Source organism: Sphingomonas sp. KR3-1, assembly GCF_040049295.1.
In the GTDB taxonomy this organism is placed as follows: Bacteria; Pseudomonadota; Alphaproteobacteria; order Sphingomonadales; family Sphingomonadaceae; genus Sphingomonas.
In genome coordinates this window covers 1,543,889-1,560,642 of the sequence record NZ_JBDZDQ010000001.1, presented here as the reverse complement: position 1 = coordinate 1,560,642, position 16,754 = coordinate 1,543,889, and the positions used below count along the sequence as shown (strand labels likewise).

Here is a 16,754-nt window from a genome sequence, read left to right as displayed (position 1 = left end):
CTTTGTCGAACCGGAGGAGCACTCTCGGCGCCGCTATGCCAGGGTCAGGCTGTACGCTGCATGAAGTGGCGGCGGCACAGCGCGACATAGCGCTCGTTGCCGCCCACTTCGCGCTGCTCGCCCTGGCGCACGGCATTGCCCTCGTCATCGACGCGCAGGTTCATCGTCGCCTTGCGCCCGCATTCGCAGACCGACTTGATCTCGACCAGCGAGTCGGCGAGCGCGAGCAGCTCGGCCGATCCGGGAAAGAGCCGGCCCTGGAAATCGGTGCGCAGCCCATAGCAGAGTACCGGGATGCCGACCTCGTCCGCGAGATGCGCGAGCTGGCGGACCTGGGCGGGCGAGAGGAACTGCGATTCGTCGACGAGCACGCAGGCGAGCGGCGCCTCGTAATGCGCGTCCTCGGCGATGCGGCGCAGGTCGGTCGCCTCGTCGAACGGCGTCGCGGTGGCGCTGATGCCGAGGCGCGAATCGATCACGCCCTTGCCGCCGCGGTCATGGATGCCGGCGGTGAACAGCAGCGTGCGCATGCCGCGCTCGCGATAGTTGAAATCGGCCTGGAGCAGCGTGGTCGATTTGCCCGCGTTCATCGAGGCATAGTAGAAATAGAGCTTGGCCATCTATGCGGGTATCTCAATCGGGAGGGGGGAAGGGTTTCCGGCCTTGGCCTTCAGGCGACGATCAAAGGTCACGAAACGCGTCGCGGCGCCGGCGGAGACCAGGTGGATCATATCGGCAAAGTCGGCGCCCGCCGCGAAACGTTCGACTGCCCAATGGATTGCCGTCGGCGCTTCAGCGAGTGCCGGCAAATCGACCAACTCCGCAAGCGCGTCGGCGATCGTATCGCGAGACCAGCCATATTGGGAACGGAGCACCCATTCCGTTTCGACCAGAACGCTCGCCGATAATATGAACGGCTCTGTCAGCAGCGCTCTCGCCAGCGGCGACTGGAAGGCATCGTCCCCGGTAACGGCACGCACGACAATATTCGTGTCTATCGCCGCAGTCAGATGTCATCCTTCGACTTGGCTGCGAACATGGCATCGACGGCGCGATCCATGTCTTCGATGGAAACCGGGGGGCCATTCCAGGGCGGCGCTATTTCACGGATGCGCGCGAAAATCTCTTCGGCGGTTCGTCCGCTCTTGCGATGCTGCGGTGTGAGGAGAACACCATTGCCCGTCCGGACAACGTCAAGCACCTGACCGGGCAGCAGGCCGAGCGCATCCCGAACTTCCTTCGGGATTACCACTTGCCCCTTGGCCGATAAGGTCGTCTTCGCATGCACCAAGGTAAGATGCGTCTTACCGCGGTCGGAGTCAATCTTCCGCGCCCGCCTCGTCGCCCAGGTCCTGCGCCACCTTGGGGTCGCGCAGCAGCTTGTCGATATGGCTGCCCTCGTCGAAGCTCTCGTCCGCCAGGAACTTGAGCTTGGCCGCGTATTTCATCTTCACGCGGGTGGCGACCTCGCGCTGGAGATAGGCGGTGTTGGTGCGCAGCGCCTTGATCACCACGGCCTCGTCCTTGCCGAGCAGCGGCTTCACGAACACGGTGGCGTGGCGCAGGTCGGGGGACATGCGCACTTCGGTGATCGAGACCATGTGCTTGGCCAGCACATCGTCATGCACGTCGCCGCGCTGGAGGATCTCGCTCAGCACGTGGCGCACCTGCTCGCCGACGCGCAGCAGGCGGACGGAGCGTTCTTCGGTGGTGGTCGTCGTCTTCATTTCTCACCCCGGCGCGCCATTGCGCCCTGCATCACGCGGCCCGTGAAGGTGCCGCGGGCGACCATCGCGCCGCCTTCGTCGAACAATTCGGCCTCGGTCACCGCGATCGTCTTGCCCAGGCTTACCACACGGCCCTTGCCGGTGAAGCGCCCCGGCAGCGCCGGCTTCAGGCAGACGACGTGGAAGTCGATCGTCGGCGCATAGACCGCGCCCTCGCTCGCCGCGAACAGGCAGGGCCCCTGCGTGTCGTCGAGCATCGCCGCGAGGAAGCCGCCCTGCACCGTGCCCGCCGGATTGAGGAAGCGATCGTCGATGGCGAAGCCGATCTCGATCGTCTTCGCCGCGACATCGACCGCCTTCACTTCCCAGCCAAGCAGCCGGGCCGAGGAAGGGACGGGGAAGTCGTCGAAGATCGAAGCCATCTATTCCCTCTCCCAGCGGGAGAGGGAGGGGCCCGCCCGGCGAAGCCGGGTGGGAGGGTGAGGGCAGCACTGCCTCTCGACCCTCACCCTTCCGCCGCTCCGCGGCTCCCTCCCTCTCCCAAAGGGAGAGGGAATTTCAGATTACAGCGTGCGCTCGCGCATCTCGACTTCGAAGGTCTCGAGATAGTCGCCCGCCTTGATGTCGGTGAAGTTCTGCGTGAACGTCACACCACACTCCAGGCCCGCGCGGACTTCGGGGACATCGTCCTTGAAGCGGCGCAGCGAGGCGATCTCGCCCTGGTAGATGATGACATCGTCCCGGGTGATGCGCGCCTTGAGCGCCTTGCGGATCGAGCCTTCGGTGACCAGCAGGCCGGCAGCCTTGCCGTGCTTGCCCGCCGAGAAGACTTCCTTGATCTCGGCGCGGCCGACGACGGTTTCGAACGCTTCCGGCCCGAGCTGCCCGGCCATGCCGGCGCGGATCTCGTCGGTCAGGTCGTAGATCACGTCATAGTATTTGAACGCGACCTTGTTGCGCTCGGCGATCTCGCGCGCCTTGGCGTTCGGGCGGACGTTGAAGCCGATGATCGGCGCACCCGCGGCACCGGCGAGCGACACGTCGCTCTCGGTGATGCCGCCGACGCCCGAATGCAGCACGCGCGCCTTGATGTCGTCGGTGCTGATCTTGTTGATCGCCGCGACGATCGCCTCGACCGTGCCCTGGGTATCCGCCTTGACGACCAGCGGATATTCCATCGCCTGCTTTTCCTTGAGCGCCGAGAACATGCTCTCGAGGCTGGCCGGCGCGTTGGTCGTGCGCTTCTGGAGCGCGACGCCCGAACGATATTCGGCGACTTCGCGCGCACGTGCCTCGTTCTCGACGACCTGGAGCGGATCGCCCGCCATCGGCACGCCGGAGAGGCCGAGGATCTCGACCGGAACCGAAGGACCGGCTTCCTTGACCTGCTGGCCCTTGTCGTTGACCAGCGCGCGGACCTTGCCACTCTCGGCGCCGACGACGAACACGTCGCCGACCTTCAAGGTGCCGCGATTGACGAGGACGGTGGCGACGGGGCCGCGGCCCTTGTCGAGCTTCGCCTCGATCACGGTGCCTTCGGCCTCGCGGTCCGGATTGGCCTTGAGATCGAGCAGCTCGGCCTGGATCTGGATCTTGGCGATCAGGTCGTCGAGGCCGATCTTCTTGAGCGCGGAGACTTCGACGTCCTGCGTCTCGCCGCCCATCTCTTCGACGATCACTTCATGCTCGAGCAGGCGCTCGCGCACGCGCTGCGGATTGGCGCTGTCGAGGTCGACCTTGTTGATCGCCACGATCATCGGCACGCCGGCCGCCTTGGTGTGATTGATCGCCTCGATCGTCTGCGGCATCAGGCCGTCGTTCGCGGCGACCACCAGCACGACGATGTCGGTGATGTCGGCACCGCGGGCGCGCATCTGAGTGAACGCCTCGTGGCCCGGCGTGTCGAGGAAGGTGATCTTCGACTTGTCCTTCAGCGTGACCTGATAGGCGCCGATATGCTGGGTGATGCCGCCGGCCTCGCCCTTCACCACGTCGGTGCCGCGCAGGGCATCGAGCAGCGAGGTCTTGCCGTGATCGACATGGCCCATGATCGTGACGACGGGCGCGCGCGGCTGCAGCGTGTCCTCGGCATCGGCCTCGGCCACGTCGAGATCGACGTCGCTCTCGCTGACGCGCTGCAGGTTGTGACCGAATTCGGTGACGAGCAGCTCGGCGGTGTCCTGGTCGATCGTCTGGTTGATCGTGACCGGCATGCCCATCTTGAACAGCGCCTTCACCAGGTCGCTGCCCTTTTCGGCCATGCGGTTGGCGAGCTCCTGCACGGTGATCGCCTCGGGGACGACCACGTCGCGGACCTGCTTCTCGCGCGGGGCGGACGAGCCGCCATAGGCACGGCGATGTTCCTTCTCGCGGGCGCGCTTGAGCGCGGCGAGCGAGCGGGCACGGGCGCCGTCATCGCCGCCGAGCGCGCGATTGACGGTGAGCTTGCCCGACTGGCGGCGGTCGTCGCCCTTGCGGTCACGCTGCTGCGGACGCGCGGGCTCGGGCGCACGGCGCACCGGTGCGCCGCCCGTGGGGGCGGGGCGCGATGCGGGAGCGCCACCGGCCGGACGCGCGGCGGCAGCAGGGGCAGCCGGCGCGGGCGCCGCTTCCTGCTTGGGCTCGGGCTTGGGCTGCGGCTTGGGAATCTCGGGACGCTGCACCGGGGTGAACAGGCGCGGAGCGGGGCGGCTCGGGTCGAGCGTGAGCGCGACCGGTGCCGGCGCGGGGGCGGGAGCCGGTGCGGGCTTGGCCGCCGGCGCAGGCGCGGGCGTCGGAGCCGGCGCGGCCTCGGCCTTGGGGGCTTCCGCCTTGGGCTCGGGCGCAGCGGGAGCCGGGGCCTTGGCGGCCTCCGCCTCGACGCGTGCCTTTTCCTCGATGCGGCGGGCTTCGGCCTCGGCGGCCTCGGAACGCTCGCGCTCCTCGCGGCGGCGCGCTTCCTCGTTCGCCTGCATGCGCTGGTCTTCGGCCTCGCGCAGCAGCCGCGACTGACGCTCCTGCGCGGTCTCGTTCGAGACCGGCGGGCGCGGGGCGGGGGCCGGCGCAGGGGCCGGTGCGGGCGTCGGCGCGGGTGCGGCAGCGGGCTCGGGCGCGCCCTGGGCCTCGTCCTGCGGGGTGCCGTGCGGACCGAGGACCCGGCGGCGCTTCACTTCCACGACCACGGTGTTCGAGCGGCCATGGCTGAAGCTCTGCTTCACCTTGCCCGTCTCGACCGTGCGCTTCAGCCCCAGCGGCGCGCGCATGCCCAGTTTCGGCTTTTCGTTATCGGTGTCGCTCATGCGGGGCCTAAAGTCCTTCAGTCTGTCGTTCGTCTACGGACGCTTCCGACGGAAGCGCCGATGCGCCTTGCGAAGCGGTTTCGCAAGGGCGGGGAGTGGAATCGGGTCCGATAAAGTGCAGCCACCGATCGAGCGCTTCGCGCGTCCGGGCGGCTGCTTTGGCGTCGGTCAAGCCGGCATGTACCACATTTTCGCGGCCTAGCGCCAAGGACAATATGGTGCGCGAGATGGGCAATGTTAAGCCCTTGAGCCCGCTTCCTTCCTGATCGCGGCCCACGCGCCATGCCTGGGCCAGCTTGCGCGCACCGTCTTCGCCGGCGTCGCTCGCGTGGAGCAGCAGGTGGAGCCGGCCGCTGCGGCCCGCTTCCTGGATGCGGTCGCCGCCGATCGCGACATGGCCGGCCTTGAACTCGAGGCCGAGGCGATCGAGCACGCCGCGCTGCAATTGCTCGGCGATGCGCGCGCCCAGGTCCGCAGGAATGGTGATGTCGTTCGTCTTGAACGCGCGCGACAGCGCACCCTTGAGCTTCTTGGCCGAGGCATCGAGCTCGGCGCGCGTCACGCCGATCCAGGCGCCGCGGCCCGGGGCCTTGGCGCGGACATCGGGCAGCACGTCGCCATCGGGCGAGAGCGCGAGACGGATCAATCCGTCGCGCTGCTCGCGCTCGCCCGAGAGGATGCAGCGGCGGACGGGACCGTCCACCGCTTCCTTGCTGGTCTTTACCGGCGCGGTATCATTGTGAGGGTTCCGCATGCGCGTCTCCCTGCACCGGCGCGTTGCGGTCAGCGATCAGCTGGCCCCCCGCGCCGTAATTCTCCAAGCTGAGCTCGGTGATATTGACCTGCACGGCAGCCGCCGGCTTGCCTAGCCGCTCGACCATCGAGCGCGTCACGTCCTCGACGATCAGCGCCTTCTGCTCGCGCGTGGCCGAACCTGCCAGACGGATGTCGATGAACGGCATCAGGCATCGCCCTCCGCGGCTTCGGCGGTCTCGGTCGCGGCGGGTGCGTCGTCCTCGAACCAATGGGCGCGGGCGGCCATGATGATCTCGTTGCCCTGCTCGTCGCTCAGGCCATATTCGGCGAGGATCCCGCCCTTGTCCTGCTCGCGCTTGGGCGCATCCTCGTTGCGGCGGCGCGGCTCGGCGCGCTTCTTCTGCACCAGCTCGTCGGTGGCGAGATCCGCCAGGTCGTCGAGCGTCTTGATGCCCGCCTTGCCGAGCGTGACCAGCATCGCCTCGGTCATGTAGGGCATGGTGGCGAGGTCGTCCTCGACGCCGAGGTCGCGGCGCGTCTGGCGATTGGCTTCCTCGCGGCGCTCGAGCGCTTCCTGCGCACGGCTCTGCAGCTCCTGGCCGAGCTCCTCGTCAAAGCCTTCGATCGAGGCGATCTCGTCGAGCTCGACATAGGCGACTTCTTCCAGGCTGCTGAAGCCTTCGGCGACCAGCAGCTGGGCCAGCGTCTCGTCGACGTCGAGCTCGTTCTGGAAGGTCTCCGAATTCGCGACGAACTCGGCCTGGCGCTTCTCGCTGGCGTCGGTCTCGGTCAGGATGTCGATTGCCTTGGCAGTGAGCTGCGAGGCGAGGCGGACATTCTGGCCGCGGCGGCCGATGGCGAGGCTCAGCTGGTCGTCGGGAACGACGACTTCGATGCGGTCCTCTTCCTCGTCGATCACGACGCGGCTGACATTGGCCGGCTGCAGCGCATTGACGACGAACGTCGCGGTATCGGGCGACCAGGGGATGATATCGATCTTTTCGCCCTGCATTTCCTGCACGACCGCCTGGACGCGCGAGCCCTTCATACCAACGCAAGCACCGACCGGATCGATCGACGAATCATGCGAGATGACGCCGATCTTGGCGCGCGAACCCGGGTCGCGGGCAGCGGCCTTGATCTCGATGATGCCGTCGTAGATCTCGGGCACTTCCTGCGCGAACAGCTTCTTCATGAACTCGGGGTGCGCGCGGCTCAGGAAGATCTGCGGGCCCCGGTTCTCGCGGCGGACGTTGAGGATGATCGAGCGGACGCGGTCGCCGACGCGGACGACTTCGCGCGGGATCTGCTGGTCGCGGCGGATCACGCCCTCGGCGCGGCCCAGGTCGACGACGACATGGCCGAACTCGACGCGCTTCACCACGCCGGTGATGATCTCGTTCTGGCGGTCCTTGAACTCTTCATACTGGCGCTCGCGCTCGGCGTCGCGGACCTTCTGGAAGATGATCTGCTTCGAGGCCTGGGCCTGGATGCGGCCGAACTCGATCGGGGGCAGCGGATCGACGATATAGTCGCCGACGGCAGCGCCCTTCTGCAGCTTCTGCGCCTGGGCGACATCGACCTGCTTGAAATAATCGTCGACCGCCTCGACCACCTCGACGACGCGCCACAGGCGCAGGTCGCCCGAATTGGGGTCGAGCTTGGCGCGGATGTCGTTCTCGATGCCGTAGCGATTCTTCGCGGCACGCTGGATCGCGTCTTCCATCGCCTCGATGACGATGGCCTTGTCGATCAGCTTTTCCTTCGCGACCGAATCGGCGATGGCGATCAGCTCGGCCTTGTTCGCGGAAATGGCAGTGGCCATCAGTCGTTTTCCTCTGCTTCGTATTCGTCTGCGCCCTCGGTGGGCGCTTGATATTGGAACTCGTCAGCTCCCGCTGACGAGAGGGGCGCGGTTGCGGCAATCAGCCTGTCGGTCATCAGCAGCTTGGCGTCGGCGATGGCGCCGAACGGAACGCTGACCACCTTGTACTTGCGGACATCGATCGAAATCATGTCCCCTTCGGCGCCGATCAGGTCGCCGGTCAATTGCTTGCGCCCGTCCTCGAGCGGCTCGACCAGGTTGAGCCGCGCCTCGTGCGTCTTCCAGTCCTCGAAGTCCTGGGCGCGGGTGAGCGGCCGGTCGATGCCGGGCGAGCTGACCTCGAGTCGATAGGCGTGGTCGAACGGGTCCTTGCCCGCTTCCTCCAGCGCGTCGAACACGTCCGAGATGCGGCGCGACAGGTCGGCGCAATCGTCGATCGTCAGCTGGCGCGTGTCGGGGCGCTCGGCCATCACCTGCAGCGTCGGATCGCTGGTGCCGCCGAACATCTTGACGCGCACCAGCGCGAGCCCGAGCGCCTTGGCTTCGGGTTCGATCAGCTTGGTGATGTCGGCAATATTCGCCACGCGGCACTCCGGGATTGGTCAAGCAGCTTCAGCGCCGGAGCCCTGCGGGCCCCGACCTCGGCATGTTTGACGATGTCGAGAAAGCACCTGCGATATACGCACTTGGCCAGGCGTGGGCAAGGGGCTTCGGATTCCCGAAAATTCCTCCCCCAGCTTGCCTGGGGGAGGGGGACCGCCGCCGAAGGCGGGGGTGGAGGGGCGCGGCGGGCACCGCCGCGTTCGCGGCGACCCCTCCACCATTCGCTGCGCGAATGGTCCCCCTCCCCGAGACGAGCTCGGGGAGGAATTAACACCTAGCTCGGGTTATGCTTGTCGAGGAACGCGCCGACGCGGCCGAGGAAATCCGCCTCGTGCGCGGGATCGTGCATCGTATGGTCCTCGCCTTGATACTCGACGAACTCGTGCGGCTTGCCGAGCCGGGTCAGCGCGTCGTGCAGCCGCTCGGACTGGTCGACCGGCACCGTCTGGTCGGCAGTGCCGTGCGCGATCAGGATCGGCATCTTCAGGCCGGCGGCATAGCGGAGCGGCGAGAGCGATTCGAGCGACGGCGCATTGCCCTGGATGCGGTGGCGCCAGGCGCGGAAGGCGCGCTCCTCGAAGGTCTTGTGGTCGAAATCGAGCTGCGCGCGCACGTCGGAGATGCCGGCATAGCTGATCGCGCAGCGATAGATCCCCTTGTCGCGCGCCGCCGCCCACATCGCGGCATAGCCGCCATAGGAGGCGCCCATGATGCAGACGCGCTTCGCATCGACCGTGCCCTGCTTTGCCAGCCAGGCGACCCCGTCATCGACATCGTCCTGCATGCCGCGGCCCCATTGGCCGTCGCCGCGCGCGGTCATCTCGCGGCCGAAGCCGGTCGAGCCGCGATAATTGGGCTGGAGCACGGCATAGCCCTTGCCGGCGAGATACTGGACCCAGGGATCATAGTCCCAGCTGTCGCGCGCATAGGGGCCGCCATGCGGCATCACGATCAGCGGCAGGCCGTGCGGATCGCGGCCCGCCGGCAGCGTGAGATAGCCCTGGATGCCGAGCCCGTCGCGGGCGGCATAGGCGATCGTCGTCACCGGGCTGAGCGGCTTGCCGTCGAGCGCCGGGTTGATCGCGGCAAGGCGCTGCATCCGGCCTTCGGCATAGAGATAATAGGCGCCGGGATCGCTCGCCGCGGCGCTGTAGACCAGCAGCCGGCGCTGGTCGTCGCTCGCCGAGACGATCCGGTTGGTGCGCCCGGGCAGCGCCGAGTCGATCGCCGCCTGGCGGGTGCGGGCGGCCGCGTCGAACCACAGCATCCGGTCGCGGTCGTCCGTATAGGCGACGCCGGCGGGCTTGCCGTTCGCGCCGAGCTCGAACCCGTCGAGATCGGCCTTGTCGTTCTGATAGACCAGCGCGCCGAGCCGGCCCCGGCGGAAGTCATAGCCATAGAGCGCGATTCGGCCCGACGGCGCCTCGGCCAGCACATAGCCCTGGTCGCTGCCCTGGACGGGCGCGAATTGCGCGGCGTCCGGATCGGTGTCGCGCGCGCCGTTGCTCGCCTTGCTGAACCGGTCGCCCTCGCCGCGGCGATAGAGCAGCCAGGACTTGTCGTTCTTCTCGCCCATGCCGGCGCGGACCACGCCGGCGCCGTCGACCACCCAGTCGCGGACGTGCGGCTGCGCGGCGACGACAAGCGTCACGGCGCCGCTCGCCAGGTCGACGCGGTACACGGCGGGCGCGTCGCGGCGCGGGTCTGGAGCCTTGAACAGCAGGAAGCCGGCATTGCGATCGATATGGAGCAGCTCGCCCGGGCCCATTCTGCGCTCTGCCCCGAGCTGGCGCAGCTGGCCGCTGCCCGAGGAGACCTGGACCAGCCGAGTCGTCGGCCGCTCGCCGTCGCGGGTCAGGCTGGCGAGCAGCTGGCCGGGCGCCAGCCACAGGAACCAGTCGAGCCGCTCGCCTGCGGGCATCGGCAGCGCGCGCGGGGCATGATCGGGATGCGCGGGATCGAACAGCGCAAGCCGGCCTTCGGGCGCGATCCGCGCGGCGATGCTGGTGCCGTCGGGCGAGAGGATCGGTTCCTCGATCGCCGGCGGCCCGAGCAGCTCGGCGGCGCTCGGCGCGGCGCGATCGCTATCGGCCCGCGCCGATCCGGTGAACGCGAGAATGCCCGCCAGTGCGGCGGCAGCTGCCCAGTGATACGCCATCAACAAACCCCACCCGAGTCCCGAGCGCGAGGATGGGGAAAGAACGAAAGTTGCGCAATACCGTAGATTTGCGCAACTTATTGAAACGGCACCGTTACAATCCCGCGGGGTTGTGCTTGTCGAGAAAGGCGCCGACGCGGTTGAGGAAGTCGGTGGCGTTGGCGGGATTGCTGAACCCGTGCGCCTCGTCCTTGTACAGGACGAACTCGTGCGGCCGCTTCAGCTTGAGCAACGCGTCGTGCAGGTTCTGCGACTGGGCGACGGGCACGGTGCGGTCCTTGGTGCCGTGCGCGATCAGGATCGGCACGGTCATCTTCTCCGCCATCTTGAGCGGCGAGATCGTGTCGAGCTCGAAATCCTTGTCGCCGCGCACCTTGTCGCGCCAGTTGCGGTAATAGCGGCTTGCGGCGAACGACTTGCGGTCGTAGCGCAGCTGCGCCGCGACGTCGGACAGCCCGGCGAAGCTGATCGCGCAGCGATAGATTTCGGGATTGCGCACCGCTGCCAGCATCGCCGCATAGCCGCCATAGGATGCGCCCATGATGCAGACGCGCTTTGCATCCACCGTGCCGCGCGCGGCGAGCCATTTCACGCCGTCGTCGACATCGTCCTGCATGCCGCGCCCGAACTGGCCGACGCCCTTGTCGACGAACGCCTTTCCGAAGCCGGTCGAGCCGCGATAATTGGGCTGGAGCACGGCATAGCCCTTGCTCGCCAGATACTGCACCCAGGCATCATAGCCCCAGCTGTCGCGCGCGAACGGGCCGCCATGCGGCATGACGATCAGCGGCAGGCCCTTGGCATCCCGGCCCGGCGGCAGCGTGAGGTAGCCGCGCACCTCGAGCCCGTCGCGCGCCTGGTAGCGGACCGGCTCCATCGGGGCGAGGCGCTTGCCGATCAGCGGCTCGTACAGCGCCGCGAAGGGCGACATGCGATTGGCCTTGCGGTCGAAGAAATAGACCGTGCCGGGGTCCTCGGCCGAGCTGCTGAGCACGAGCAGGCGCATGTCGTCGGCGCTGCGCGAGATCACGCGGTTGGCGCGGCCGGGCAGCGCATGGTCGAGCCGTGCCTGGAGCTTCTTGAGCGCGGGGTCGAACCACTCGATCTGGGGCCGGTCGTCGGTGAAATAGACCGCACTGGGCACGCCGTCCTTCAGGTCGAAATCGTCGATGTCGACCTCGGGATTCTCATAGACCAGGTCGCCGATCGCATCGGCGCGGAAATCATATTTGTAGAGGCCGAAGCGCCCGCTCTTTCCCGCCGCCACGGCATAGCCGGTGTCGCTGCCGCCCAGCGGCAGGAACTTGTCGATGCCGACATCGTCGTCATCATATTCGCGCCGCTTGGTCCGCTCGAACGGCTGGTCGGCGCGCTCGCGGTAGAAGACCCACCATTTCTTGTCCTCGCTGCCCACGCCCGCGCGCACCACGCCCTTGTCGTCGGCATACCAGCTCCACACGCCCTGCTGCGCCTTGACGACGCGCTCGGCCTTCAGCGTGGCAAGGTCGATCCGGTAGACCGCCGGATAGTCGAAAAGGCTGGGCTGGGCGTTGAGCAGCACGAAGCCGCCGGCCGGATCGACATAGATCACGTCGTCGCCGAGCAGGCCGAGCTCCTTCAGCCCGACAAAGCTGGTCTGGGTGGTGCGGACGTCCATCTCGATCAGCCGCGTGATCGGCATGTCGATGCCGAACGCCTTGCCGGTGGTGAGCAGGCTGATCAGCACCTTGCCCGATCCCGCCCAGCGCACCCAGCGGATGTCGAAATTCTCCGGGATCTGCACGACGTGCGATTCGATCGACTTGGCGGGATCGGCCTCGGTCAGCAGGATCACCTGCTTGTCGCCGCGCCGCGCCTCGGCGGCGACGTGCTGGCCGTCCGGCGAGATCACCAGATCGATCATCACCGGCCGAGCGCCCAGATCGGCCGCCGTCGGCACGGCGAGATCAGGCCCCGCCGCCGATGCGATGCCCGCCAGCGCCGCTGCGCCGGCCAGCGCCAGCGCCTTGAAAATCCTGCCCCGCATCGTCGTGCCCCCCGTATCCTGCCAGCATCTCTTGGCAGCAGCCTGGCTTGCAAGCAGAATTGGCACCAGGATCGTGGGGAGCCGGCGCGGACGTGGCGCGTTGGCACCGCGGAAACAAAGAGGGTCGACCCGATGCAATCGCAACTTCGCCTGGCGCTGCCCGCATTCGCCTTGCTCGCCGCCTGCAATGCCGGTTCGGGCGCTTCGGCCCAGCAGCAGGCGCCCGCCGCCGATGCCGACGCCGCGCCCTTCACCATGACCCAGGTCGCCGATTTCGATTCGCCCTGGGCGATGGCGTTCCTGCCCGATGGCCGCATGCTGGTGACCGAGAAGGCGGGCAAGATCCTGCTCGTCTCGGCCGACGGCAAGACCCAGCAGACCCTCGCCAGCGTCGATGTCGTGTTCCAGGGCCAGGGCGGGTTGCTCGACGTGATCCCCGCGCCCGAATTCGCGAAGAGCCATCTCGTCTACTATACCTATGCCGAGCCGCGCCCCGAGGGATCGAGCCTGGCCCTTGCGCGCGCGACCTTTTTCGACGGCGCCACACCCACGCTGACCAATCCGCAGGTGCTGTGGCGCGCGGGATCGGACGGCAAGGGCGGCCAGTTCGGCGCCGTCATCGCCTTCGCGCCCGACGGCAAGTCGCTGTTCCTCACCTCGGGCGAGCGCCAGCGCTTCACCCCGGCGCAGGATCCCAACCAGGCGCTGGGCAAGATCCTGCACCTGACGCTCGACGGCAAGCCGGCCCCCGGCAATCCCTGGGCGGGCAAGCAGGGCAGCCCGACCGTGACGGTCACCGATCCGCCCAAGAACACCGAACTCGCCAGGACCGCGCCCAGCCATGCCCAGACGGTGGAGGGGCCGAACCTCGCCCCCGCCGCGACCTGGACGCTCGGCCACCGCAATCCCTATGGCCTGGTGTTCGATGGCGGCGGGCGGCTGTGGGAGGTCGAGATGGGCCCCAAGGGTGGCGACGAGGTCAATCTGATCGTCAAGGGCAGGAACTATGGCTGGCCCAACGTCTCGAACGGCGACAATTACGACGGCACGCCGATCCCCGATCACAAGGCCGGCGACGGCTATGAGGCGCCCAAGGTCTTCTGGAACCCGTCGATCTCGCCGGGCGGGATGGTCTATTATACCGGCACCATGTTCCCCAAGTGGAAGGGCTCGCTGCTGATCGGTGCGCTGTCCGATCGCGGGCTGATCCGCGTCGCGCTCAGCGGCGACAAGGCGAGCAAGGCCGATCAGTGGAAGCTGAACATGCGCATCCGCGACGTGGTCCAGGGGCCGGACGGCGCGGTATGGCTGCTCGAGGATGCCGGCAAGACCAACGGCCGGCTGTTCAAGCTCATCCCGAAGAAGTGAGCATCTGATGCGGCACCGGCCCGCTCCCCCAGCCGGCCTCCCGGCGGCAGTATCCTATGGGAGGCCGGGTGGGGGAGCGGGCTGGTGCCGATCCCACCAAAAAGTCAGCGCACGATCAGATAGTTGATCCGTGCCGCGGCGATCGGCCGGTCGGGCTCGTCCTGCCAGGCGATCGCCTCGACATTGGCAACGCGGGTGCCGAGCCGGGTGACCGAGCCGCGCGCCCGCGTCGGCTTGTCGCGGCCGCCGCGCATATAGTCGACGGTGATGTTGATCGGCTTGACCTGCGCGTCCTCGCCGCCGAGCGCCTGCTTGAGCGCGCCGACCGCCGCCATCTCGAGCAGCCCGCCGATCGCGCCGCCGTGCAGGAAGCCGGGGCGCCCGAGCACATCCTCGCCGAACGGCATGACGAACACCGGCGCGTCCTCGCCCGGCTCGATGCTGAGGCCGAGCAGCTCGGCATAGGGCGGCAGGATCACCGGTATCCCTCCGTCGCCATGAAGGTGCCGGCGACGTGCGCGAGCGGATCCTCGGGATCGCCGTCATGCGCCAGCCCGCGCACGAACGCGATCGAGCGGGTGATCCGGTAGCATTCGCCGCGCCCGATCACGGTGCGGCCGGGCGTCGCCGGGCGCAGATAGTCGATGCGCAGGTCGAGCGTCGCCTGCGGGCGGAAGGCGCCGGCCTTGAGCCACACCGAGACTGCGGTCGCCATGTCCATCAGCGCCAGGATCGGGCCCGAGGCGAGCACGCCCGAAGCCGGATCGCCGATCATGTCCTCGCGATAGGGCAGCTCGAGCTCGGCCCAGTCGGGCCCGTGCGCGCGATAGGCGACGCCCAGCCGGCTGCCATGGCTGGCATAGCGCAGCGAGAAGAAGCGCTGGGGATCGAAGCCGGATATGGCCGTGTCGGTCATGCGCCCGGCCCTAGCGCGGTGCGGGAAAGCACGCAAATGGCGGCAATTACATCGTTGTAACATGCACCAGATCCGCGCCGCCTTACCCCTTCGAGGCGGGAAGCAATGGGAGGGGCGCATGGAGTTGATCGGCATCGACCTTGGCGGGATCGTCGAACTGGGAACGCGCGTCGCGCTGCACGGCACGCTGAGCATCGCCGGCACGGTGGGCGATGATGATCTGTTCGAGCTGGTGGTCGGCATCGCCATCCTGATCTACGAGATCGCGCCCGGCGTACGATGAACGGCGTGGAGGATACCACCCGCGCGGCCATCCTTGCCGCGCGCGCGGGCGGTGGCGCAGCGGTGCGGGCCTGGCGGCAGGGCGCCGCGTATCGCGCGCTCGAGGCGCGGTTCGCCGATTGCCCGCTCGACGATCCCGGCACGGCGCTGGCCCGCGCGACGGACCTGCTCGCCGCGAGCGGCTGGGCCGCCGAGCTGCTCGCCCCGCTGGTCGCGGCGCTCGCCGCCGAGCCGCTGTTCGAGCCGCCGTTCAAGGCGAGCCGCGACGGCGCCCGGATCGGGCTGGTGCTGTTCGACAGTCCCGCCGTCTCGCTCTCGGCCTGCCACAGCAGCGCGGCGGCGATGCGAGGCCGTGGCGTGCCGGCGAGCGTCACCTTTTCGGGCAGGCTGGCGGTGACGCGCTATGTCCGCGCCGGCAACGCGACGCTGCGCCGCTGGCGCGCGCCGCTCGCCGGCCCCGACTTCCGCGCCGAGACCGCGCCGCCCTGCGCCGAAGCGCCGCCGCTCCGGCTGGCGGACGGCGAGGTCCATGCGATCGACGGGCGCTGCGAGGCGCAGCTGGTCACCGATGCGCAGGGCGACCTGGTCACGCTCGTCGTGACGATCCGTGCCGGCGCTGCGCCGCTGATGCGCGAGCATGCCACTGACGACGGCCGGCTGCTCCGGGTGGCGAGCGGCGACGATCGCGCTTCGCGCGCGGAAATGCTGCTCGCCTTCCTCCGCCTCGCCGGCCGCGCCGATGCCGCGCCGCGCTTCGAGGAGGCGACGCGCGACCCTGCCTTTCACCTGCGCTGGGCGGCGATGCGCGAATGGCTGGCGCTCGATGCCCGCGCCGCGCTGCCCCGGCTCGAAGCCATGGCCGCCGAGGATGCGCACGACGAAGTGCGCGCCGCTGCCGTTCAGGCGCTGGCGCTGGTCCGGCCGAGGCTGGCATGCCCCGCCTGATCGACCCCGGCCAGGGCGGCGCGATCGGGCTCGACGACCTGGTCGAGGCGCTCGAGGCCAATCCCGTCGATGCGCGCGACGAGGATGGCTTCGCCAGCTGGGGGCCGTGGCTCGCCCGGCTGGGGCGCAACGCCGATTTCCTCGCCGATCTCGCGATCGAGGAACTGAAGACGCGCTGCGCCGCGCAGCATGCCGGCAACGGCTATGGCGCGCAGGTCTTCCTGCTACGCCCGCCCAATGGCCGCTTCGTGCTGCGCGCCAATTTCTGGCCGGCCCGGCACGACTCGCTCACCCGCGCCTCTGGCCCGGCCGCGTTCTTCTACGACCTGCCGCACGACCATAATTTCCCCTTCCTCACCTGGGGCTATCGGGGTCCGGGCTATTGGAGCGATGACTATGAATATGACGTCGCGCCCCTCGCCGGGCTGCCGGGCGAGCACGCGGGACTGCGCTTCGTCGAGCGGACGCGGCTCGATCCGGGCAAGCTGATGCTCTACCGGATGCGGCGCGACGTGCATGTCCAGCTGCCGCCGGACAGCATGTCGGTCTCGCTCAACATCCTCGGCTCCGATCCCGCCCAGCCCTGGCTCGACCAATATCGCTTCGACATCGCCAGCGGCACGATCGCGGCCGGGCTGACCGTCACCGCCGCGGAGGCGCTGGTCGCGCTCGCCGTCCATCTCGGCGATGGGATCGACCTCGCCGAGGATTTCGCCCGCCGCCATCCCTGCGCGCGGATGCGGGTGACGGCGCTCGATGCGCTCGCCTCGGCGCTGCCGGACGAGGCGCCCATGCTGCTCGCCCGCGCCGCCGGCGATCGCGATCGCTTCGTCGCGGGGCATGCGCGGGCCCGCCTGGCCGGGCCATAAC

General features: G+C 68.5%; 18 protein-coding genes. 4 read left to right on the top strand and 14 right to left on the bottom strand.

Features of this window, described 5'->3' with window-relative positions; genetic code table 11:
- Positions 1–44: 44 nt before the first annotated feature.
- From ABLE38_RS07650 to ABLE38_RS07595, 12 genes are all read right to left on the bottom strand, one after another.
- On the bottom strand, positions 45–620 hold the full coding sequence (locus ABLE38_RS07650) for a thymidine kinase (protein ID WP_348973561.1): 576 nt from the start codon (positions 618–620) through the stop codon (positions 45–47).
- Positions 621–986, bottom strand: a complete 366-nt coding sequence (locus ABLE38_RS07645) for a type II toxin-antitoxin system VapC family toxin (protein ID WP_348974464.1) — start codon at positions 984–986, stop codon at positions 621–623. It lies immediately after the preceding gene.
- 20 nt (positions 987–1,006) lie between these two features.
- A complete protein-coding gene (locus ABLE38_RS07640) occupies positions 1,007–1,288 on the bottom strand; it encodes an AbrB/MazE/SpoVT family DNA-binding domain-containing protein (protein ID WP_348973560.1) in 282 nt (93 codons plus the stop codon).
- A 31-nt stretch (positions 1,289–1,319) separates the two neighbouring features.
- The gene (gene rbfA / locus ABLE38_RS07635; protein WP_348973559.1) at positions 1,320–1,727 is read right to left on the bottom strand and encodes a 30S ribosome-binding factor RbfA; all 408 of its coding nucleotides are present in this window, start codon (positions 1,725–1,727) and stop codon (positions 1,320–1,322) included.
- Positions 1,724–2,149 carry a PaaI family thioesterase gene (locus tag ABLE38_RS07630; RefSeq protein WP_348973558.1) on the bottom strand — a complete coding sequence of 142 codons (426 nt, stop codon included), beginning with the start codon at positions 2,147–2,149 and terminating at the stop codon, positions 1,724–1,726. Before ABLE38_RS07630 ends, rbfA begins: the two co-directional genes overlap by 4 nt.
- A gap of 141 nt (positions 2,150–2,290) precedes the next feature.
- A complete protein-coding gene (gene infB / locus ABLE38_RS07625; RefSeq protein ID WP_348973557.1) occupies positions 2,291–5,005 on the bottom strand; it encodes a translation initiation factor IF-2 in 2,715 nt (904 codons plus the stop codon).
- A 7-nt stretch (positions 5,006–5,012) separates the two neighbouring features.
- Entirely contained in the window at positions 5,013–5,759 is a 747-nt protein-coding gene (locus tag ABLE38_RS07620) for a DUF448 domain-containing protein (protein ID WP_348973556.1), read from the bottom strand.
- On the bottom strand, positions 5,740–5,967 hold the full coding sequence (locus ABLE38_RS07615; protein ID WP_348973555.1) for a 4-oxalocrotonate tautomerase family protein: 228 nt from the start codon (positions 5,965–5,967) through the stop codon (positions 5,740–5,742). Before ABLE38_RS07615 ends, ABLE38_RS07620 begins: the two co-directional genes overlap by 20 nt.
- A complete protein-coding gene (gene nusA, locus ABLE38_RS07610; RefSeq protein ID WP_348973554.1) occupies positions 5,967–7,586 on the bottom strand; it encodes a transcription termination factor NusA in 1,620 nt (539 codons plus the stop codon). Before nusA ends, ABLE38_RS07615 begins: the two co-directional genes overlap by 1 nt.
- Positions 7,586–8,170, bottom strand: coding sequence for a ribosome maturation protein RimP (gene rimP, locus ABLE38_RS07605; protein WP_348973553.1), 585 nt, complete (start codon positions 8,168–8,170; stop codon positions 7,586–7,588). Before rimP ends, nusA begins: the two co-directional genes overlap by 1 nt.
- Before the next feature lie 293 nt (positions 8,171–8,463).
- A complete protein-coding gene (locus tag ABLE38_RS07600; protein WP_348973552.1) occupies positions 8,464–10,347 on the bottom strand; it encodes a S9 family peptidase in 1,884 nt (627 codons plus the stop codon).
- Positions 10,348–10,441: 94 nt separating this feature from the next.
- Complete coding sequence (locus ABLE38_RS07595) at positions 10,442–12,373, bottom strand: S9 family peptidase (protein ID WP_348973551.1); 1,932 nt, start codon at positions 12,371–12,373, stop codon at positions 10,442–10,444.
- A gap of 132 nt (positions 12,374–12,505) precedes the next feature.
- Between ABLE38_RS07595 and ABLE38_RS07590 the strand changes: the two genes are divergently transcribed.
- Positions 12,506–13,741, top strand: a complete 1,236-nt coding sequence (locus ABLE38_RS07590) for a PQQ-dependent sugar dehydrogenase (protein ID WP_348973550.1) — start codon at positions 12,506–12,508, stop codon at positions 13,739–13,741.
- A 104-nt stretch (positions 13,742–13,845) separates the two neighbouring features.
- Here ABLE38_RS07590 and ABLE38_RS07585 read toward each other — a convergent pair whose 3' ends face one another.
- Both ABLE38_RS07585 and ABLE38_RS07580 read right to left on the bottom strand, forming a co-directional pair.
- Positions 13,846–14,220 carry a PaaI family thioesterase gene (locus tag ABLE38_RS07585; RefSeq protein WP_348973549.1) on the bottom strand — a complete coding sequence of 125 codons (375 nt, stop codon included), beginning with the start codon at positions 14,218–14,220 and terminating at the stop codon, positions 13,846–13,848.
- Positions 14,217–14,657 carry a PaaI family thioesterase gene (locus tag ABLE38_RS07580; protein ID WP_348973548.1) on the bottom strand — a complete coding sequence of 147 codons (441 nt, stop codon included), beginning with the start codon at positions 14,655–14,657 and terminating at the stop codon, positions 14,217–14,219. Before ABLE38_RS07580 ends, ABLE38_RS07585 begins: the two co-directional genes overlap by 4 nt.
- Before the next feature lie 118 nt (positions 14,658–14,775).
- Between ABLE38_RS07580 and ABLE38_RS07575 the strand changes: the two genes are divergently transcribed.
- From ABLE38_RS07575 to ABLE38_RS07565, 3 genes are read left to right on the top strand one after another with little or no spacing between them, the layout of a single operon-like run.
- The gene (locus ABLE38_RS07575) at positions 14,776–14,940 is read left to right on the top strand and encodes a hypothetical protein (RefSeq protein ID WP_348973547.1); all 165 of its coding nucleotides are present in this window, start codon (positions 14,776–14,778) and stop codon (positions 14,938–14,940) included.
- Positions 14,937–15,884 carry a hypothetical protein gene (locus tag ABLE38_RS07570; protein ID WP_348973546.1) on the top strand — a complete coding sequence of 316 codons (948 nt, stop codon included), beginning with the start codon at positions 14,937–14,939 and terminating at the stop codon, positions 15,882–15,884. The genes ABLE38_RS07575 and ABLE38_RS07570 overlap by 4 nt, the downstream gene beginning before the upstream one ends.
- Positions 15,872–16,753, top strand: coding sequence for a transposase (locus ABLE38_RS07565; protein ID WP_348973545.1), 882 nt, complete (start codon positions 15,872–15,874; stop codon positions 16,751–16,753). The genes ABLE38_RS07570 and ABLE38_RS07565 overlap by 13 nt, the downstream gene beginning before the upstream one ends.
- Position 16,754 lies beyond the last annotated feature (1 nt).